Below are 20,146 nucleotides of genomic sequence, written 5' to 3'. Positions count from 1 at the left end.
CTACTGCGGGAACTGCTTGATGCTGGTGACGCGGTCGCCCTGGAAGCGCACGAAGATGGTCTTGGAAGGCGGCTGGCCGTAGATCCAGTCTTCGATCTCGTTGCCCTCGGCGTCGCGCTCGCGCACCTTGCGCTCCGGCTTGCCGATGGCGGCCACGACCATCTCGCGGTCCATGCCCACCTCGGCGCGCCGGTTCTTGATGGCCTGCTTCATCGCCGGAGGCAGCGTGTCGTACCACTGCACGGCGGCGGAGTGCTGCCTGGAAAAATCGAGCAGCGGAGCCAGCAGTTGCTTCAGTTCCGCGGGCGTAAGGTCCGGCAGGGGCTTGCCGAAGTCGAGGAAGATGGTGCTGCCCATGCCAGGCTGCAGCCCCGGGGCCGCGCCCTCCTGCGTGCTGGAGCGCACGGTGGGAACGCCCCCGATCTCCATGTGCAGGCGGTCGCGCCAGCGTTTTTTGATGCGCCCGCCGCCGTTGATGTCGATGACGATGTCGTGCTGGCGGAATTCGAGCCGGGTGATCTGTGTGGAATCGCCGGTATTGACGGCAGCGCCGTGCCTGGTCACCGCGCGGTCGAGCGCCTGCTGATCCAAGGGCTGGCCCGCACGGAGAAGAAAGCCTTCCTTTCCGGCGGGGAGCGGCTTAAGGGCGCGGGCGAACTCCCCGGAAACGTAACGCACCAGAGCGAGGCGCGATTCAGGGCTCAGTACGGCGGCTTTGGTCTGGGTTTGCGGCTGGGCCTCCGGCTTCCCTTCCTGGTCTGCGGAAAGATCCGCCGGCAGGACGGGAATCTCCGGAGTCACGGGAAAGTCGGCGAGCGGGACGGAGCGAGGGCGCAGCCGGGTGAGCGACGGCACGTTCGCATCCGCGAACAAGAAGAAGGTCAGCGCAATGGCTAGCCAGTACGTCATAGCTACCTATTTTAAGATGCGCAGAGGCTGGCGTACAGGTGCCTTGCGGGATTTGCGGAAGGATATTAACTGTTATTTTGAGGGCTTGTTTGCCCTAGGAATCGCAACGTCCGATCTTGCAGGCACTGCCGGTGGAGATCCTTTTCCCCCCGCATCGGGTGGGCTCAGAATGAGCAACCCAAAATGGTCGATCCGCTGCCTGCTAGCCGCCGGTGAGCTGGACGCCGGCGCGGTCAATGCCCATGGGGAGGATCTGGCCGCCGGCGCGTACGACAGCCTGTTCGACAGCTTCCCGGGCTCCGGGCTCGATGAGCAAGACCACACAGCCGCCGCCGCCCGCGCCGCAGACCTTGCCGGCCAGCGCACCCTTGGCGCGCGCGCCGGCGATGATGCTGTTGATGGTGCGCGTGGAGATGTTGGGCAGGTTTTTCTTGCGGAAGGCCCACTCCTCGCGCATCAGTTTTCCGGCGGCGCTCCATTCGCTGCGCTCCAGGGCCTGGCGCATCGCCTGGGCAATCCCGGAGATGCGAGAGAGATTGCGCTGCACGTTCTTATTGCCGTTGATGTGGGCCTGAAATACTTCCCAGTTGTTGATGCCGGACTGCCGCGGCTTGCCGGTGTAGCAGAGCACGATGCGCCGCTCCAGTTCGCTGAGGTCCACGCGCAGTTCGACGCGATGCTCGCCGCCCGGAAGCAGCTCGATGGCCGCGGCGCCGCCGAAGGCCGGCGGGTAGTGGTCCTGCGTGCCGGTGGGCACGCGGATGACCACGGCTTCGGCGTCGCGGCTGATGTGAATCCAGTCGGCCTTGCTCTTCCCGGCTCCGGTGAGCTTATCGAGCGCGGCGGAGATGGCCACGGCCATGGCGCTGGAGCCGCCGATGCCGGCGCCGGCGGGAGCTTCGGAGTCCGTGGTCAGGGTGAAACCGCGCTGGGGCTGAAAGATCTTCACCAGTTCGGCGAGGAGCGGCAGGCGGTATTTTTTTGCTTTGGCCAGGGCGGCGAAGGAGGCGAAAGCCTCTTCCCGCCGGGTATCGCGCGAGGCCAGGCGGATATTCGTGTCGCTTGGAGCGTGCGTCTCGATGACGCAGGAGGCGTAGCGGGTGATGGCCGCGTTGACGGTCATCGCGCCGGGATGAAACAGATACAGCGGCCAGATGTCCAGCGTGCCGCCGGCCAGGTCTACGCGCGTGGGTGCTTTGGATTCGATCTTCACTTGCCGGTTCCTCCCGAGGCGCGGGCGCGCGGGGCGAGGAACGGGCTGGGCTCCTTGCTGAGTTGCGCGAGGTTGGGTTCGAAACAGCGGCGGCAGCGGGCTTCGTACATGCCGCCGGCGCCGACTACGATGAGTTCCTCGGATTCCACCAGGCGCTGGGTGTGCACGGCGGGATTGCCGCAGCGCACGCAGATGGCCAGGAGCTTGGTGATCTCCTCGGCGATGGCCAGCAGGCGGGGCATGGGCTCGAAGGGTCGCCCGCGGTAGTCGGTGTCCAGGCCGCCGACGATGACGCGCTTGCCGAGATTGGCGAGCTTGCTGCAGACCTCCACAACGTCGTCGCCGAGGAACTGCGCTTCGTCGATGCCCACGACTTCGGTGCGCGGCTGGACCTTGTCCAGGATTTCCGCGGCTTTGCTCACGGCATCGGAGGGGATGCCCAGGCCGGAGTGCGAGACGATCTCGTTGGCCGCGTAGCGCTCGTCAATGGCCGGCTTGAAGATCTGTACGCGCTGCCGGGCGATCTCCGCGCGCCGCAAGCGACGGATCAACTCTTCGCTCTTGCCGGAAAACATCGGGCCAACGATGACCTCGATCCACCCCATGTTGCCTTTGACGATGTCCATGCTGGCCCCCTCAACGCCATCCGCGCCGCGCGGATTTTGCCACTTCACCAGTCAGAGAGAGTTTCCTCGACTCCGCCCCGATGCACACCTTTGGGTCTCCGTTCGGAATGATAGAACTGCAACTATCCCGCCGCCTCGGGTGTGCGGTACATCTTCGCGTTATAGAACGGAGCGAAAGCGCTCATCACGGCCACGCGAAAGGCGTCCTGGCGGGTGATGAGGTTGGCCGAAAGCACGCCCCAGGCGCCCTGGGCATCGCGAATTCCCGCCGCCCCGGCAAAGCGGTCGGCGTTCATTTCGCGCGCATAGCGTTCGGCATCCGTGGCGACCGCCGAGGGGCTGGCGTTCATAGCCAGTACAAAGCGCTCGATGGCCACGGACAGCTCGACGCCGTGATCAAGGACTTCCGCGGCCAGCGCCTCCGGCACCTCGATGCCTCCGGAACGGCCGAAATAGCCCCGCGCGCCATCGCTGGCGTACGCCCAGCTCTCCAGAAAAACGCGCCGCCGCCCTTCTTCGGGCACCACGTCGAAGCCGCCCTCGAGGCCCACGAAATAGCGCCAGGGTTCGCCGCGTTCGCGGGCGATGGGCGCCAGGGCCTCGGCGCGCTGCCGCGCCCCGCGCATCAGTTCTTCGCGGCTTACCGGGGTGTGGCCCACACCACTCTCCACGTCCACGCCGGTCACGTCAAAGAGCACGTGGGGATCCAGCGCAGGTCCGAAAATGCTCAGCGCTTCCCAGACGGCATTGAGTTTGGGGCGGCGCAGGCTGCCGACAGCGACGATAATTTTTTCCATGAGTACCGGAAACCGCCAGGAAAGGATTGTAACGGCAGGGCATGGCAAATTTCACGCGGAAAGCGCGGAGAGAGAAAGAAAGCCTGAGGAAAACGCGGGAGAGAAACTGGAGCGGCCGATGGGAATCGAACCCACACCTAAACCTTGGCAAGGTTTCGTACTACCACTATACTACGGCCGCTTACCGCCCTTCTTTTATAACACGACCGCGCGCCGCTCACAAGCATCCCCCGGCACACATCCGCACACGGGCCCGCCCGCGAGGAGGGACCAAAACTGCCGTGGCGGTCAGGAAACCTGCGTGATGCGGGCGCTTTTGACGACCGGCGACCTTCTCTGGCGCTCAGCAAAGCGCGTGGCCTTGCCCTTGTCGGTATAGACGCGGCCAAACTTTTCGCCGTCCGCATAATACACACTCACCAGGTAATGGTGGTGCTTGCGTCGGCGGTCTTTGCCGAAAGATGATTTCTTCTTTTGCTTTTTTTTCACCGGAACGTCTCCATGCTGTCAAGAGAATTGTCCACACTATCTCAATTCAGCGCCGAACGCGCAAGTAGCTTTTAAAGTAGTAATATGTTGGTAGAGAAAACTCAACTCGGGCGGGCAGGTTTGTCCCGAGCGGAGGGTTGCGCTTCAATGGCGGAAGAAATACCGGCCAGCGCGCGCAACTTGTTGCATGCCGTGCCACGCGCAGTTGTCGCCGGCTTCGACGGCACCGGCATGGACGTGCAGGGTCAGGTGCAATCCATAGGACTCGTCCGGCGCCGGCAAGATGACCCCCATATGCTCACCGCCGTTCCAGCGCAGGCCCTGCATGGTACCGGCCCCCGGCAGACCCCACAGGATGTAATCTGTTGGCAGATCGCTCTCGAATCCATCCACCTTGATGCGCCCGCGCCAGAACGAGGCCAGAGGCAGGCGCACCGCCGAGAGAAAGGGCGTGTCCAGGCTCTGGAAGGACGCCTGCATGCGGCTGATTGCCCGGGACGACGCAGACGCGGACAGCGGAATCGCAGAGAGGACGTTTTGCCCGGCGCGCGGGAGCACCCCGCCACTCCAGGAGTCCAAGATGGGCGCGGCCGCGACCCCCGCAGCAACGAGCATTCCCGGTGTCCTGCGGGAAGGCTGGGGAGCATAGTCCAGGCGCCAGGAACTGAAGGAAGCGGCGGGGAGGAATGGATGCTGCGCCGGGGCCTGGGGTACGCCCAGGAATGAAACGCCGAGTGCTGCGAGAATCCCGAGAATGAAGCGGGAGTTCATAGTTTCAGCCCCCCAAAAAGCGCGGGCCACCAGACAAAGAAGGAGGGTAGCAAGTTTTGTATTCCCGTAATACGGTACAGAGGTACTGATTCAGGACAGGTCTCTGGACCTGCCTTCCTGCCCTTGTTCCGCAGGCATTCGAGTCCCCCCGGGGTGGATTGTACAATCGCGCACAGGGCTGCACTTCTTGTAGCTACCAGGGGGTCTTCCGCATCTACACTGTCGGTACGGAAAGCTGGACTTGGGGGCATCTTCTGGTTTTCCACCTCTCGCGGTAATCCGTGCGGACCCGGAAACATTTTCGATTTATTTGCGTCTTATACAGTGAGAGAAGAAGCGAGAAGAAAGATACGGCTATGAATATCCAGAAACAGCGGCCCCTGGTCGAGGACCTGCGAAACCACTCCGAGGAGCAGCTTGCGGAGCTGCATGTGCTGCTGGAGATGGGAGTGCCGATGCGCGCGGACGCGCGCCGCCCTGGGTTCTTCGAGGTCGAAGGACTGACGAACGTCTATTACATCTTCAAGTACCCGGCGGGCACCAAAGTACTGCTGATTGGCGTGTGGGAACGGGACCGCGTCGCGGAACTTGCGGGATGCTCCTGTCCGGCAGCCTGAAGGACAAAGGCCTAACAGTTGAAAAGTACAAGGTCAGAAGAAATTCCCAATGATGGGGGTTTTCTTCAACCTTTCGGCTTTTCATCTTCTTCCAGCTTCAACGCCAGCGAATTGACGCAGTAGCGCAGACCCGTTGGCCGTGGCCCGTCCTCGAAGAGGTGTCCCAGGTGAGCGTCGCAGCGGCTGCATTTCACCTCCGTGCGGCGCATGCCGTGCGAGGAGTCCGCTTCGGTCGCCACGGCCTCCGCGCTGAGTGGGGCCCAGAAACTGGGCCAGCCTGAACCTGAATGGTATTTGGTGTCGGAACGAAACAGGGGCTGACCACAGCAAACGCATTTATAGACGCCGGCAGAATTGCTGGCCTCGTATTCGCCGGAGAAGGGCGGTTCAGTTCCCTTTTGCCGGGTCACATGGTACTGATTTTGCGAGAGTTGCTTTTTCCACTCGGCATCGTCTTTGCGCATCTTTTCCGCCACGATTTATTTCTCCCCGGATCCGGCTCCGCCCCCGCCTTGCACTATCTGATTCAGCGCAACTACTTGACGTTACAGAGCCAATAAGAGCAAGAATAATACGAGAACGGCGATGGAGCAGACCGAAAAACGCAACAACCGCCGCGCCAAGATCGCCAAGCCGCTCCGCGTGCGGCCGTCGCGGCCGGAGGATGAGCATTTCGAGGACCTGATCGTCAGCGCGAATGCCTCCCGCGAAGGAGTGTACTTCGTCACCCACCAGCAAAACTACTACAAGGGCATGCGCCTGTTCGTCACTTTCCCTTACAGCAGTCCGACCGATCCGATGAACTGCGAATACGTGGCGGAAGTGGTGCGCGTGGAACCCCAGCCCAACGGTAAGGTGGGCGTCGCCATCCACTTCCTTATGACCATGAACTTCGGCAATACCTCGTTGCCGGGCTCTTCCCCGCGCCGCTGATCGAACACCTTACTGTGCATCCGGGCGCCAAGCGCCCGCGCCGGAGGCGGCAATCTCGCCTCGACAGTTTTCCTGCTTTCGTCTAGCTTCTTCTTCGGCGTTTGTTGTCGCAGGAAGCGCCGGGCTCGCGGAGGAGAAATGGCTCTGTACAATCTGCCGGTGCGCCGCGCGGTCCTGCGCATGAAACCCCACGTCGCGGCGCCCGAAGGGCGCTACGGCAAACTGCGGCTCGACCTGAACGAGAATACGCAGGGCTGCTCGCCGGCCGTGTTGCGGGCCCTGCGGCGGCTTTCGGCGCGGCAGATCGCCATGTACCCGGAATACGGGCGGGTAACGGCGCGGCTGGCGCGCGCCAGCGGCGTCCGGGCGGAGGAGTTCCACCTGACCAACGGCGGCGACGACGCCCTGCGCCTGGTCTACGACGTCTTCGTGGATGCCGGGAGCACCGTGCTCTTCCCCGAGCCCACGTTTCCGGTGTACCGCATCTTTGCCGGGCTCTATGGTGCGCGGGTCGTCACCCCGCGTTTCGATGCGCAGATGAATTTCCCCGTGGCGGGGCTGCTCGCCGCGCTGCGCCGCCACCCCCGCGTTCTCTTTCTCGCCAATCCCAATAATCCCACCGGAAACCTGATCCCCCAGGCCGATCTCCACCGCATCCTGCGCGCGGCGCGGGATACCGCGGTGGTGGTGGACGAGGCGTACGTGGAATTTTCCGCGTGGAGCGCCGCGTCCTGGATTCGGCGTTACCCCCACCTGATCGTCGCGCGGACCTATTCGAAAGCCTCGGGCCTGGCCGGACTCCGGCTGGGCTGCCTGATCGCGCGGCCGGAGGTGACCGAGCTGTTCCGGCGAGTGGCGCCGGTTTTCAACGTGAATACCGCGGCGCTGGCGGCCGGCGAAGCCGCGGCGCGCGACTCTGCGGCGGTGCGGCGTTACGCGGCGGAAGTGCGCCGTGCGCGCAGCGAATTTGCCGCGGCACTCACGCGCCTCGGCCACCGCTGGTTCCCCAGCGCCGGCAACTTCCTGCTGGTGGATTTCGGCGCGCGCGGACCGGAGATGCTGCGGCGACTGGCCCGGGAAGGCATCCTGCTCAGCGACCGCAGCCAGGAATTCCGCCGCTCGGGCATGGTGCGCGTCTCGATCACCACGCGCGCGGAGATGCGCCGCCTGGCGGCGGTGTTGAAACGTCTCGCACGGAGATGAGCGGGATCGGGTAAGGCTCCTCAGGAGAATTACAAGATGGCTGGAGCATTTGCGAAAGGGTGAGCGCCGGCCAGCTGACGATCTGTTTTCTTAGCGGGAAAGGCTTCGTTGGAACCACCACAGGGAGAAGGCGAAGAGCGCGCTTCCTAGAATCACAATGCCGGCGATGTCCCACGCTACGATTGAGAGCCCGCTCCCTTTCAGGATCACCCCATAACCAAAATCGATGAAGTAGCGCATCGGCGAGATCAGGCTAAACCAGCGCATCCAGGGGCTCATGGCCTCGGGAGGATTCCACGCTCCAGAGAGAAAGATCATCGGCTGGAGAATGAGTAGCATGATCATCATGGCCTGAGAGAGGTTGCGGGCGACCACCGCGATCGCGATTCCCATGCTGGTCATGGCGAACACATACAGCGCAGCGACGCTGTAGAAGAGCAGCATGCTGCCACGGATCGGAACATGGAAGACCGGTTTCAGCACGAATAAGAAGCTGAACCCCGAAAGCGCCAGAACCACCAGGATCGTGGGAATAATTTTCGCAAGAAAGATCTCGAAGGACCGCGCGGGACTCACGAGCAATTGATCGAGCGTGCCGTGTTCCTTCTCGCGCACCAGGTCCGCGGCCGTCAGCAGCAGTGATACCATGGTCAGCATGTTCATCAGCTCCAGCAGGCTGCTGAACCACGAGCTCAGCATATTGGGATTGTATTTCACCCGCACGCGTTCCTCGATGCCGGGAAGGCTGCTCAGCCGGACTCCGGCCGCGGCAGCGCGATCTTCCAAAACCGCCACGGAGTACCGGCTGGAGATCGCGGCGATGTAAGCGACGGCGACGGTAGCGGGCATGGCCACGGCCCCGTCCGTAATGACCTGAACATGCGCCTGTCCCTGGCCGCTGACCTTGCGCTGGAAATCCGGAGGAATGACCACCGCGATGGAGGCCTTGCCGCTATCTAGATACTTGGCGATGTCCTCTTCCCGGTCGAGATAGGCGACAAGCTTGAAGTAGGGAGGCTGCAGGTGGCTTAGGAATTCCCGGCTTGCCGGACTCCGGCTCAGGTCGTATACAACGGTTGGAACGTTTGTCACCTCCATGGCATGGCCCCGGCCAACGGTGTAGATCGCGGCCGTGAAGGCCCAGATGAGGATGAAGACGAGCGCGCGATCCCGCAGGATCTGCGCAAATTCCTTCCGGATCATTCCCAGGATGCGCCGCAGCATCTCAGCCCGCCCTCTTCCGGAAACTAAGGATGGCAATCCCATAGACCACGGCTGCAAACAGCAGCAGGGTCAGAAAATCGGGCAGGTAATAGGAGAAACCCAGTCCCTTCAGGTACACGCCCCGGGCCATGCCCATGAAATAGGACGCCGGAATCACCCGGCTGATCATTTGCGCGGAGCGGTCCATGCTGGCAATGGGCGTCATCATCCCCGAAAACATCATCGAGGGGGTCATCATGGCCACGAAGGTGGCGAGCATGGCGGCGACCTGCGTCTTGCAGGACACGGAAATCACCAGCCCCACTCCGATGCAGCAAGTGATGTACAGCAAGGCGGCCAGGGTCAGCACAAAAAAGCTGCCGACAAATCGCACCTGGAAAACCAGGATGCTCAAACTGAAGATCAGGAAATAGTCCAGAAAGGCCACGCCGATATACGGTACGGCCTTCCCGGCTATCACTTCCCAGCGCCGGACCGGCGAGCAGTACAGATTGAAAATGGTGCCCCGCTCCTTTTCCCGAACCACGACCAAGGAGGCAAGCAGGCCCGGATAGAACATCAGGGTGATGACCATAAGCCCCGGAACGACGGAGTTCTTCGATTCCAGCGAAGGGTTGTACCAGACCCTCCCCTCCGTGGAGACCGGCACCAGGTTCGTGGTCACCACGCCCTTCCCCGCCAGATAGCTGGACAGCAACTGGGCGTTGAATTGCCCGTCAATCGCCGCGATGTAGCCGCTGACGACTTGCGCTCGTGCCGCGAACGATCCGTCCACGAGAATCTGCACCGCGACCTGTTTTCCGCCATTCAGCTTGCGCGAAAAATCCGGCGGGATAACGACTACCGCGCGTACGGCTCCGGACTGCATCAACTGTTCGAACTGCGCGGGGCTGGCCACCATTCCAACCAGGCGGAAGTATTCGGAGTTGGTGAACGAGTACATGTATTCGCGGCTGAGCGAGGAGCGGTCTTGGTCATAAAACACGACCGGCAGATTCTTCACGTCCAGAACGAATCCCAGCCCCAGGAGCACGGTAACGACGAGCGGGACGGCAATCGCCAAACTCAGGTAGATTCGATCCCGCAACACTTCTCGAGTTTCCTTGCGGATGATGGCCAAGAGGCGGCTAAGCATGAACCATCTCCGCGGTCCGGATGAAGTCGATGAAGGTTTCATCCATGGAAAGCTGTGGCTCGCTGGTTTGTATGTCCGTGATGCCTGCCTGGCTCAGAAGGGACAGCACCCTGCGTTCATCGAATCGGGCATCGAAGCTCCGCAGGTGGATTCTGTCTCCGTACAGAAAGGCGCCTGGATAGACAGGTCGGAGCACGTCAAACGCCTCGCGGAATCCGGGCGTGTGGATCGCCAGCAGCCTGCCGGAACGCCGCTCGGAGGTCTGCTTCAGGCCTGCAGGCGTGTCCACGGCGATCAGGCGGCCCTGATGCATCAGGCCGAGCCGGTCGCAGTGGTTGGCTTCATTCATATAGTGCGTCGAGACCAGGATGGTGACCCCGGACTCCCGCGAAAGCGAGTAGATCAGGTCCCAGAACGTACGCCGCGCCACCGGATCGACTCCGGATGTCGGTTCATCCAGGAAAAGAACCGGCGGCCCATGCAGCACCGCACAAAGAAGCGATAACCTCTGCCGGAACCCCGTGGGCAGGTCACCTGCCAGCCGCGATGCGAATTCCTCGAGCCCCAGCGACTTCATCAAATCGCGAAAATTCGCGTTCCGCACCCCGTAGAGGTCGGAGTAAAGCCGCAGGTTTTGCCGGACGGTTAAATCCCGGTACAGCGAGAAATGCTGTGACATGTAGCCGATCTGGTCCCAGACACGCTGCTTTTCCGACTGGATATCAAAACCCACCACTTGAATCGATCCGGCGCTGGGCTCCAAAAGACTGCACATCATCTTGATGAGGGTGGTCTTCCCTGCACCGTTTGGCCCCAGCAGCCCGAAGATCTCCCCCCTGTGCACGTCCAAGTCCACCGAGTCCACGGCAACAAAATCACCAAAGCGCTTGGTTACCGCTTGGCTCCGGACCGTGACGGGAAGATCTGCGGCGCGGGAGGCCGGAATGTGCAGTTCCGGCCGCTGTTGTTTCCCGGAAGAAAGAAGCTGCAGGAACAGATCTTCCAAATCGGGTTCTTGCCGCGCGACATCCAAGACGTTAATCTGCTCGGCGCGCAAGGCCATTTCGATCTTTTTGAGGTCGCCCTCGAAGCGAATGTGCAGCGTTTTTCCGAAGGCCTCGGTCGAAAGCACGTCGTCCCGGGACTGCAGGATTCTGAGCGCCGACGTCTGCGGCTCCGCCTGGATGGCCGCGAATTGCCCGGCGGCTTTGGCCCGGAGGTCTTCCGGGTCTCCCTGCTCGATGATCCTCCCGGAGTGCAGCAGCGCAACCCGGTGGCAGCGTTCGGCTTCATCCATGTAGGAGGTGCTCAGAAGCACCGTCACTTTTCGCTCCTGCACCAGACCGCGGATGATCTGCCAGAACTCCTGCCGCGAAATCGGATCCACTCCGGTCGTCGGCTCATCGAGCAGAATCACATCGGGCAGATGAATGAGCGCACAGATGAGGGCCAGCTTTTGCCGCATTCCCCCCGAAAGATTGCCCGCGCGGCGCTTCACGAACGGGCCCAGGCGGGTCATGTTCAGAAGGTGCGCGCGATTTTCCTGGTAGGTTTTCTCGGGCAATTTCCGGAGGTCGCGAAAAAACTCGATGTTTTCCTGCACCGAGAGGCTCTCATACAGATTCACTCCCAGCCCCTGGGGCATGTACCCAATCGGGCCTTTCACCGCCTCGGGATTGGCAAGGACGTCGATTCCGCCGACCGAGACGGAGCCGCGGTGTGCTTTCAGGACGCCGGCCAGCGTCTGAATGATGCTCGTCTTGCCGGCTCCGTCCGGCCCGATCAAACCAAAGATCTCTCCGCGCCAGACCTCGAAGGAGACGTTGCGAACCGCTTCAACCTTTTTCCAGCGCCCATAGAACCGCCAGAGTTCCTTTACTTCAATGACCGGCTGCGCTGCGGCGCTCATTTCGATCCCGGCTGGGCTTGTGCGGCCTTCCAGTGGATCGCGGCATCCGCGGGCATTCCGGGCTTGAGGATTCTTTCCGGCTTCACAAACGTCAGTTCGACACCGAATACCAGCTTGACCCGCTCCTCCTTCGTCTCCACGTTCTTGGGCGTAAATTCCGCCTGCTGGTAGATCTTGCTGACGCGCGCGGCAAACGTTCTGCCCGGAAAGGCGTCCACCGTAATGTCCGCTTCGTCTCCCAGCTTGATCTTGGGGATCTCCGGCTCGGGGATGTAGACCTTCAGGTACAGGCGGCTCATATCTACCATGACGAAAATTGGAGAACCGGAGCTGACGACGTCGCCGGCTTCCACCGGCCGCGAAAGGATCGTACCGTCTGTCGGAGCGTAAATATTGCGCTCGGCGAGGTTGGCCCGGGCTTCCTCAAGTTGCGCTTCCGCCGCACGCCGGCTTTCCTGCAGGGCCCGGAGCTGTTGGAGCTTGAGCGCCACCGTATCTTTCGAGGCCTGCGCCACCGCTAGATTGGCTTCCGCCTGGGAGATATCCTTCTCCGCTGCGTTCGCATCGGCCACGCTTGTCTCGTAGGTCATGGTGGCCTGGTCGAGGACACTTTTGGCAATTACCTGTTCCCGGTACAGACCAAGGGCGCGATCCCGTTCCACGCCGGCATTTTCCAGGACGGCTCTTGCCCGGGTCAGGTGCGCTTTCGCGCTGCTCACTGCAGCCTCCGCCGCGGCGGCCGAGGCAGCCGTGTGCTTCGTTGTGTAGATCACATCGATCGAAGCTTGTTTGACCTGCTGATCCAGGTTCGCGACGTTGGCGCCAAGACTCGCAAAGCGCGCATCCAGCTGCTTCGATTCCAATTCCGCCAGCAGTTGCCCCTTCTTGACGGACTGCCCTTCGTCTACCAGCAGGCTCTGGATCCGTCCCTGGATCTCTTTGGGAGCAAGCGTAACTTCCCGCCCTTCGATTCTTCCGCTAGCGGCGACCACATTCTGTGGTGGTTTTCGAAGCAAACCTGGCAGAACCCGGAGGGACACTCCTATCACTGCTAGTCCGAGTGCTCCTACAATCAGCGCCGTGCGAACCCAGGTCTTTGGCGGTGTGCGCTGCGGAGGTTCGGGAGGGGGCAGCGAGCCCGCTGCTTTCTTTTGAGCAGCCTGATCCAGTTGGATCTCGATAGTATGAGTATCGGCTGGCACAAGCGCCTCCCCTTCTCTAACTGCACATTCTCACTGGAGCATCCTCCGTTCCAGTTGCAGTTCTTGATAAGTCTATTCTTTTCAGTAAATTCTCTCGCTCCACACGGGGAATATACGTTGGCAATGCGTGATATCGCGCACTCGCGCAGTGTTCTTTCCTCCTCAGCTTCTGCACAGCCTCGGCGATTCGCGAAGGCCCGACTGGCTGGGATGAATCCCTGGCTGACCTCCGGGGGCAGCGCGATGTCCGGATCAAGTAACGATTCTAGGATAGAGCTTCGTGGCAATCGCGAGCAGCACAGTCAGCGCCAGGATTTGCGCGCCGAAATCCATGAGCAGGCCAAACGTGCTCGTTCCGCCGATGAGCATCAGATCGCGCAGGGCGTCTACCTGATAGGTGAGCGGATTGAGCGAGGAAATCGCGCGCAGCCACGAAGGCATCAAGCTCAGCGGATAAATGGCGTTACTCGCAAAGAACAGCGGCATCGTCAGCACCTGGCCGATACCCATGAAGCGCTCGCGCGATTTGACGACGCAAGCGGCGATGAGTGAAAAGGTCGCAAAAATAGCCGAGCCAAGCGCTACCGTTGCCAGCACCCCCGCTAGAGCCTTGACGCCAAACCTCAAGTGGACACCGAGAAGCTCGGCAATCACATACAAGAGAAACGTCTGGAAAAAGCTTCGCACCGTCGAGGAAATGGCGCGGCCCAGCACCAGCGAGGTGCGCAGCGCCGGGCTGGCTAAAAACTTATGCACGATCCCGAGATCGCGCTCCCAGATCAGGGAAATGCCGTAGAAAATTGCCCCGAAGAGCACACTTTGCGCCAGAATACCCGGCGTTATGAAATCCAGGTAACTGAGGCCGCCGGTTGGAATTGCTCGCGTGCGCGTGAAGACCTCGCCGAAGATCAGCAGCCACAGCACAGGCTGCACCATTCGTGTAAAAAGCTCCACCGGATCGTGGATGAGCTTGCGAACGTCCGCTTCGGCCACGGCAAAGGTCTGGACGAAGAAATCTCCCGGCCTGGCGATTTCAGCCCAGGCGGCGGGCGGTGAGGCGAGTTCGGGCGGCATCTCTGAAGTCTCCTCCTGCTTCCAAGATCGATGCACCGGTATAGTGAATGAACACGTCGTCGAGGGTCACCGCTGGTCCCAAGGCGGCCCGCAGTTCGGCAGGCGAACCACTCGCGGCAATTTTTCCCCGATGCATGAAGGTCACGATCTCGCAGAGGCTTTCGGCTTCTTCCATGTCATGCGTGGTCATAAAGATGGTGGTGCCATATTCGCGGCGCAGATCCCGGATGCGTTGCCAGAAGGAATGTTTTGCCACCGGATCGAGTCCTATGGTGGGCTCATCGAGAAACAACACCGTGGGCCGATGCATCATGGCCTGCGCGATTTCGAGCCGGCGCACCATGCCGCCGGAATAACGGCTCACGAGCTGGTCGCCCACGCCGGCGAGTTCCATGAATTCGAGCGCCTGGGAAATGCGCTTCTGGCGCTCGGCGTACGGAATACCATACAGTTTTGCGGAAATAAGCAGGTTTTCGTAGCCGGTGAGTTCGCCATCGGCAGAAAGCATCTGCGGCACATAGCCGATCCTCCGGCGCACCTCTCTCGGCTCACGGACGATATCGAAGCCGGCCACCAGCGCCGTTCCCTCACTCACGGGCAGCAGCGTAATCAGCATCTTGATGAGTGTGCTCTTGCCTGCGCCATTCGGCCCGAGCAAGCCGAAGATGAGGCCTCTTGCCGTGGTGAAGTTGAGGTGATCAACTGCAGTAAGCGAATCGAACCGGCGCGTGATCCCTGTCGCCACAACAGCTGCCGCGTTCGCCACCGGTCCCCCGCGATTCATTTGTAAGCCAATCGGTGTTTCAAATTCGTTCTGCACGGTTGTGCCAGATCGCCCCGTTTGATTCCCGAACCCCCGAAAACGTCTAGCCGGAACCATGTTTTCGCGCCCGCCGCAAACGCGAGACGACATAGTCTTCCACTGTTTCATCGTGCCTTACAATGCACATCTGTCGGCTAAAGAGTCTCGGGAGCTTAATCCGCGTTTCCGCCTGTCCGAAGCACTTGGACTTATGCATGCACCCTATTTCGCTGCCGGAACAAAAATCCTTTCCGCAGCCACGAGGTCCGCATTGGGCACTTCGGTCTCCACCCGGATGCGTTGATAGCTCGCCTTCTTCTCGGGCTTGGCGAGAACCGTGAGCCGGTACTGATGCTTGAGGCGATCCGCAAACTCCTCCAGGAAAGGCGTGAAAGTGATCGGCATTTGGAAGCCCTGAGAATAGGCTTCGCCGCCGGTCTCATCGGCCAACTGCGAGAGATTGTTCAACCCCCAGTGAAATCTCCGGAAGCTGTGGCCCCCATGCCCCGCACCGGAACAGTAGATCGTGGAAATTTGAATTCCGGCGCGTTGTGCGCGGTCCACGGCCTCCGCCAGATAGAAATCGTTGGGGCCATCCTGCAGCCGGTTCACACCGTCCGAGAACAGCAAGATCTCGCGGCGCGCCGGGCTCTCCGCCCAGCGTTTGATCAAGTCCGGAATGGAGAGGTAGGGATTTACCGCCCCGCTCTGGCCGATGGGGAGCCGCAACGCCTTTCCGGCCTGTGCGTGGTCCTTTGTGAGCTTCTGAACAACTTGCAAGGTGCCATGGCGGATGTAAGCCACGCCGATCGCCGTGGTGGCCGGTTGCGCCAGCAGGAATTGACGGATATCGTTCAAGCGGGAACCGACAGTCGTCTCCATCGCGTCGTCGATCAGCACGAATAATTCCACCTCGGCCTGGTCGCCTTGTAGTGGAACCCACTCCGTCACCTGAAGCCGCTCGCGTCCTTGGAACACCCGGACGTCCTCGCGGTTGATGAGGGGAATCTCCTTGCCTTGCCTCGCTTCAACGGAAACAATCAGGGTGACGGGAACCCTCGAGGATGCGGCGCCTTGCTGGGCTGCCCGGGATACTGCGGCCCCGGCCATTGCGATCAGCAGCGCGCTAGCCGTGAACCACGCAATGTTCCGGCCTCGCATGGGATCCTCCCTTCGCCAATCTTTGTGCCACGCCGTTGCGCTCCCGTTCTTCCCGCTTGGCGGGCTCATGCTGCGGTCCCGCTGCGTCCGGTTCGCCATGCAAAATGTCCAGTCCTGACGCTTCGCGGTTCACCGGCTGGTTGACCGCTGCGCGGTCACACAGATAGTTGACCGCTTCCCTGTCAGGCATGCACTGGACGCAAACTATTTCGCGGCTGGAACATAGACTCTGTCCGCCGCCACAAGTGCCGCGTTTGGCACTTCGGTTTCCAGCCTTATGCGTTGATAACCGGCCTTTTCCCCGGGCTTGGCGAGGACCGTGAGCCGGTATTGATGCTTAAGGCGATCCGCAAACTGCTCAAGGAAAGGTGTGAAGGAGATAGGCGTTTGAAAGCCCTGGAAATAGGCTTCCCCGCCAGTCTCATCGGCCAGCTGGGAGAGATTGTTTTGCCCCCAGTTGATTCTCCAGAAGGAGTGGCCGAAATGGCCTGCACTGGATGCGTAAATTGTATAGATCTGGATACCCGCTCGTTGCGCTCGGTTGATCGCCTCTGCCAGATAGGTATCATTGGGACCTGGTTGCAGCGGGTCGATGCCACTCGAAATCATGAAGATTTCGCGGCGCGCGGGGCTTTCCGGCCAGCCTTTAATCAAATCTGAGATGGACAAATAAGGACTGGCAGAGATGCCGGAGACACCCATGGGGAGGCGTAGCGCTTTCCCTGCCTGGGCGTGATCCTTGGTGAACTTCTGAACAATATTCACCGTGCCGTAGCGCATATAACCCACCGCAATCGCCGTGGAAGCGGGTTGCGCGTTCATGAATTGGCGCAAATCGTCGAACTGCAATCCGATCACCGGGTCGCTCCCGTCGTCCAACAGCACGTACAGCTCGAGTTCGGCATGCTCACCTTGCAAAGGAACCCACTCGGTCACTTGCAGGCGATCGCGGCCTTGAAATGCCCGGATGTCCTCGCGGTGGATGGTGGGAACGTCCTTCCCTTGATTTGCTTCGACGGAAACAACAAAGGTCACCGGAACCGTCGAGGATGAAGCGCCTTGCTGCGATGCCCAGGCTACCGCGGCTCCGGCCATCGCGACCAGCAGTCCAATAACCATTACCCACGCAATGTTTCGACCTCTCATGGAAACCTCCTGTCGCCAATCTTCGTGCCTTCGCGCATCGGGAATTTGTTCGGCAATTCTCAATGCGGTCTTCCACCAGCGGGTGGTCTTCCCCCACCGCTTGGTACACGCCCGCCTGTCCCGCGTGGCGGGCTCATGCTGCGGTACTGACGGGTCCGGTTGGCTCCCTGAATGCGCGCTTGTCGCTCACGTTGGAGATCTCCGACCGTACTGCTCGGGCGCCCCGTGCTCGGCCGAGCCGGGGCAGCCTGGGGTCTGGCTCCGGGTGCAGAAGGCCGGGGTTCGACCCTCTCCCAATTCCGTCCGTCGCGCCGGTACCAGCCGTCATTCCTGTGCGTGTAAACCTGCCCATCCCGCCCTGCGTACAGGTCAGGCCTGGTTGGCGCCGCTCTTCCTGGGGTTGGCCTTCGCGGCGTGATTCCGGGACGCGCACCCCCCGCTCCGGAGGGCCGCAGAGGAACTGGACGGCGGCTGAACACCGCGGGTTCTTTCCACCGGTCGTACACACTTGCATTGCGCAGGCTGATCCGGCTGACCGTCCTTTCGACCGAGCGGTTATACAATACGCGGCGGTTCCACACACCGTAGCCGCCACGTTGATAGGGCCAAGGGTGCCAATACCAACGGTTGGGGTACCAGGGCCGCCAGTAGAAGCCGCCACCCCAGTACATGTAATGGAATCCGAAGCCCCAGGTCCATGGCCAGCCACACCAGTAGTCGGTGCACCAGCCCGGATACCAGAACCCCGTCCCGTACACCACGACGCCATCCCAAATGAACGCCCCAAAATATCCCGGCGTATATCCGACGTACACGAAATCCGGCGTCGCATCGTAAACGTAGACATACTTCACGTGATACACCGGCGAAGTTGGTGGCATCGCATAAATTTTGGGCGGAACAAAGTCGCAGACCGCCCAGGGTCCGAGCGCGCTATCGGATACGAACCACACGCCATCGCTCACCGCATAATATTTTCCTCCCACGACGATGATGTCGTTCGGGGAGTTGGCGGCGTACATCATGTCCGTGCCCGCGATGGGCTTGAATTGCGGTTCGCCGTCATAGATCGCGGTGAATGTTGCTTTCCTCCGGTCCACGGTCGCGGTCTGCGGCACTTGTGCCGCGACCACGGCATCCCGCGCCTGCGCCGTGCCGGGGACGCTCGCGAGCACATCTCCTTTGGGATGCCCGGCCGGGATGTGCGCGAAATCCGCTGGCAGTGCCGAGCCCGCGACAGATTCCCAGGGACCTTCCAGCTTCGGGGCGCTGAACCACCGCCCAGACAGCAGCACGTAATAGCTCCGCTGCGGCAAGTTCATGAAGAGATCGCTGTCGGTGTTTTTCACGTACAGCAATTGCGTTCTGCCGATGGGGGAAAATTGCGCTTCGCCCTGAAGCTGGACCAGCTCCGCGGGCTCCGTGCTTACGATGACCTCCGGAGGAGGCCTCAATGAGCTCGGGGCCGCTTTTGCAGCATTCACACCGCCGGCCTGCTCCTCCATCTTCGAAACCGTCAGCAGCGAACTCGGCGGCTTGACGGCCTTGCTCCAGGGACCATCCAGGCTGGAAGCGGTCATCCAATAGCCCTCGCCTTGCAAGAAGTACCTGCCGGTGTCGGTCTCCAGAACGATCACTGCGGGGGAGTTGATCACCCGCATCAGGTTGGTATCGGGCACCTTCTGGAGCACTGGCTGGCCATCTATCAAAATGAGTACCGCAGGATTCTGGCGGACATAGATCCTGGGCGGAGCTGCGTTCAGCGCGTCGCCTTTAGCCTTTTCCTCGGTTTGCGTGATCGCCAGGTCCGCGAATAGGCGGTCCAGCCCAATGCTCAGGTTCCATTGCGGCAAAGCCTTCGTCAGCTTGGACACGTACACCGGCTCTTGACTCCCCGCGGAGGGAAACGCCGCTTTCGTGACCTCGATGTCATAGAGAGTGACGAGCCGCTTGTCCTGGTCGAGGGTGGTCCGCGCCGAGAGCCAGACCACTCCGTATATGGCCTGCGGCAAATTGCGCTGCGTGACTACGATGGCCGCACGTCCTTCCAGCCTTCCCCCTTCCCACTTGTCCACTTGCGGCTGATAGATCTGGATCTGCTCGCCATTGGATTGGACCGTCCGCGGCCAACCGATATCGCTTTCCTGCGCAGCGGCAATAATCCAGCATAACGACAGAGACAAGACTCCCAGGACTACGCATCGCAGAGTGTTTGCTTTCAGGAAATGTGTTTCCTGCCCGTGCGCCGGGTCCGAAACACTGCGCCGCATCCTGCTGAATGGTCCCTGGTCTTCGCCATTCCAAATCGGCAGCCACATGTTTTTCCTCCGGGATCTTCATCCAAGCCAGTAAATTTCAGCCGCATTGCGCCCATGCGATTCCGGCCAGGCTTTCGGATGGCCGACCACAATGGGCGCGACCACGTGGAAGCTTTCCGGCAGTTTGAGTTCCGCCTTGGTCGCTGGCAGATCAAGCCAGGGGCGTGCGAGACCGATCCAGCAGGTGCCGTACCCTTCCGCGCGAGCCGCCAGCATCAGATTTTCCGCCGCCAGACAGCAATCCTCCGCCGCTTGCGTCTCGGAAGATTTCGCCAGCACCAGCACGAGCGCTGGGGCGTGGTAAAAGATTACGAAGTCCGGGTCTTCGACCATCTTGCGGAGAGAATCGTCGTACGAAGTTTGCGAAAAATTCGCCAGCAGCCAGCTCTTGGAGCGCCTGCCGTAGCCTTCGATGCGTTCGCGATCGAGCAGGACCGCAAATGCCCAGGGCTGCAGATTCCGCGCGCTCGGCGCCAGGATCGCCTCTTGTATGAGGTCCTCGATCGCCGGCCGCTCCATGCGGGCCCCGGTATAATCCCGGACCGCACGCCGCCCTCGGATGGCTTCCATCACTTCCATGGTGCACTCTCCGACACATCTCCTGCGCGCAATTCCGC

Annotated in this window: 20 protein-coding genes and 1 tRNA gene; 3 read left to right on the top strand and 18 right to left on the bottom strand. The window is 61.2% G+C overall.

Annotated features, from left to right (window positions below; all coding sequences use genetic code 11):
* From LAN61_07090 to LAN61_07060, 7 genes are all read right to left on the bottom strand, one after another.
* Positions 1–909: a hypothetical protein gene (locus LAN61_07090; GenBank protein ID MBZ5540271.1), complete on the bottom strand. Its 909-nt coding sequence runs from the start codon at positions 907–909 to the stop codon at positions 1–3.
* 202 nt (positions 910–1,111) lie between these two features.
* The gene (locus LAN61_07085) at positions 1,112–2,122 is read right to left on the bottom strand and encodes a GHMP kinase (protein ID MBZ5540270.1); all 1,011 of its coding nucleotides are present in this window, start codon (positions 2,120–2,122) and stop codon (positions 1,112–1,114) included.
* Positions 2,119–2,748, bottom strand: coding sequence for a thymidine kinase (locus tag LAN61_07080; protein ID MBZ5540269.1), 630 nt, complete (start codon positions 2,746–2,748; stop codon positions 2,119–2,121). Before LAN61_07080 ends, LAN61_07085 begins: the two co-directional genes overlap by 4 nt.
* Positions 2,749–2,870: 122 nt before the next feature.
* Complete coding sequence (locus LAN61_07075; GenBank protein ID MBZ5540268.1) at positions 2,871–3,545, bottom strand: DUF84 family protein; 675 nt, start codon at positions 3,543–3,545, stop codon at positions 2,871–2,873.
* A gap of 107 nt (positions 3,546–3,652) precedes the next feature.
* Positions 3,653–3,726, bottom strand: a tRNA-Gly gene (locus LAN61_07070).
* Between the two features lie 107 nt (positions 3,727–3,833).
* Positions 3,834–4,034: a hypothetical protein gene (locus LAN61_07065; protein MBZ5540267.1), complete on the bottom strand. Its 201-nt coding sequence runs from the start codon at positions 4,032–4,034 to the stop codon at positions 3,834–3,836.
* A gap of 144 nt (positions 4,035–4,178) precedes the next feature.
* Entirely contained in the window at positions 4,179–4,649 is a 471-nt protein-coding gene (locus LAN61_07060) for a hypothetical protein (protein MBZ5540266.1), read from the bottom strand.
* A gap of 512 nt (positions 4,650–5,161) precedes the next feature.
* Between LAN61_07060 and LAN61_07055 the strand changes: the two genes are divergently transcribed.
* The gene (locus LAN61_07055) at positions 5,162–5,422 is read left to right on the top strand and encodes a hypothetical protein (GenBank protein ID MBZ5540265.1); all 261 of its coding nucleotides are present in this window, start codon (positions 5,162–5,164) and stop codon (positions 5,420–5,422) included.
* Between the two features lie 65 nt (positions 5,423–5,487).
* Here LAN61_07055 and msrB read toward each other — a convergent pair whose 3' ends face one another.
* A complete protein-coding gene (gene msrB, locus LAN61_07050) occupies positions 5,488–5,898 on the bottom strand; it encodes a peptide-methionine (R)-S-oxide reductase MsrB (protein ID MBZ5540264.1) in 411 nt (136 codons plus the stop codon).
* 109 nt (positions 5,899–6,007) lie between these two features.
* Here msrB and LAN61_07045 point away from each other — a divergent pair, with 109 nt between their 5' ends.
* Both LAN61_07045 and LAN61_07040 read left to right on the top strand, forming a co-directional pair.
* On the top strand, positions 6,008–6,355 hold the full coding sequence (locus LAN61_07045; protein ID MBZ5540263.1) for a PilZ domain-containing protein: 348 nt from the start codon (positions 6,008–6,010) through the stop codon (positions 6,353–6,355).
* A gap of 138 nt (positions 6,356–6,493) precedes the next feature.
* A complete protein-coding gene (locus LAN61_07040) occupies positions 6,494–7,558 on the top strand; it encodes a histidinol-phosphate aminotransferase family protein (protein MBZ5540262.1) in 1,065 nt (354 codons plus the stop codon).
* 90 nt (positions 7,559–7,648) lie between these two features.
* Here LAN61_07040 and LAN61_07035 read toward each other — a convergent pair whose 3' ends face one another.
* The 10 genes from LAN61_07035 to LAN61_06990 form a co-directional block, all read right to left on the bottom strand.
* A complete protein-coding gene (locus LAN61_07035) occupies positions 7,649–8,782 on the bottom strand; it encodes an ABC transporter permease (protein ID MBZ5540261.1) in 1,134 nt (377 codons plus the stop codon).
* Position 8,783: 1 nt separating this feature from the next.
* Positions 8,784–9,917: an ABC transporter permease gene (locus LAN61_07030; GenBank protein ID MBZ5540260.1), complete on the bottom strand. Its 1,134-nt coding sequence runs from the start codon at positions 9,915–9,917 to the stop codon at positions 8,784–8,786.
* The gene (locus LAN61_07025; protein MBZ5540259.1) at positions 9,910–11,826 is read right to left on the bottom strand and encodes an ATP-binding cassette domain-containing protein; all 1,917 of its coding nucleotides are present in this window, start codon (positions 11,824–11,826) and stop codon (positions 9,910–9,912) included. Before LAN61_07025 ends, LAN61_07030 begins: the two co-directional genes overlap by 8 nt.
* Positions 11,823–12,818, bottom strand: coding sequence for an efflux RND transporter periplasmic adaptor subunit (locus tag LAN61_07020; protein MBZ5540258.1), 996 nt, complete (start codon positions 12,816–12,818; stop codon positions 11,823–11,825). The genes LAN61_07025 and LAN61_07020 overlap by 4 nt, the downstream gene beginning before the upstream one ends.
* A gap of 462 nt (positions 12,819–13,280) precedes the next feature.
* Positions 13,281–14,102: an ABC transporter permease gene (locus tag LAN61_07015; GenBank protein MBZ5540257.1), complete on the bottom strand. Its 822-nt coding sequence runs from the start codon at positions 14,100–14,102 to the stop codon at positions 13,281–13,283.
* Positions 14,062–14,886, bottom strand: coding sequence for an ATP-binding cassette domain-containing protein (locus LAN61_07010; GenBank protein ID MBZ5540256.1), 825 nt, complete (start codon positions 14,884–14,886; stop codon positions 14,062–14,064). Before LAN61_07010 ends, LAN61_07015 begins: the two co-directional genes overlap by 41 nt.
* A gap of 240 nt (positions 14,887–15,126) precedes the next feature.
* Entirely contained in the window at positions 15,127–16,065 is a 939-nt protein-coding gene (locus tag LAN61_07005) for a hypothetical protein (GenBank protein MBZ5540255.1), read from the bottom strand.
* A 204-nt stretch (positions 16,066–16,269) separates the two neighbouring features.
* On the bottom strand, positions 16,270–17,211 hold the full coding sequence (locus LAN61_07000; protein MBZ5540254.1) for a hypothetical protein: 942 nt from the start codon (positions 17,209–17,211) through the stop codon (positions 16,270–16,272).
* Between the two features lie 59 nt (positions 17,212–17,270).
* Positions 17,271–19,529 (bottom strand): hypothetical protein, encoded by a 2,259-nt coding sequence (locus tag LAN61_06995; GenBank protein MBZ5540253.1) that lies wholly within the window; start codon positions 19,527–19,529, stop codon positions 17,271–17,273.
* 18 nt (positions 19,530–19,547) lie between these two features.
* Positions 19,548–20,108: a nitroreductase family protein gene (locus LAN61_06990; protein ID MBZ5540252.1), complete on the bottom strand. Its 561-nt coding sequence runs from the start codon at positions 20,106–20,108 to the stop codon at positions 19,548–19,550.
* Between the last annotated feature and the right edge of the window lie 38 nt (positions 20,109–20,146).

It is taken from the genome of Terriglobia bacterium, from assembly GCA_020072785.1.
In the GTDB taxonomy this organism is placed as follows: domain Bacteria; phylum Acidobacteriota; class Terriglobia; order Acidiferrales; family UBA7541; genus Acidiferrum.
Note: the sequence above shows the minus strand (reverse complement) of the source record. Positions and strands in the feature narration are given on the sequence as shown.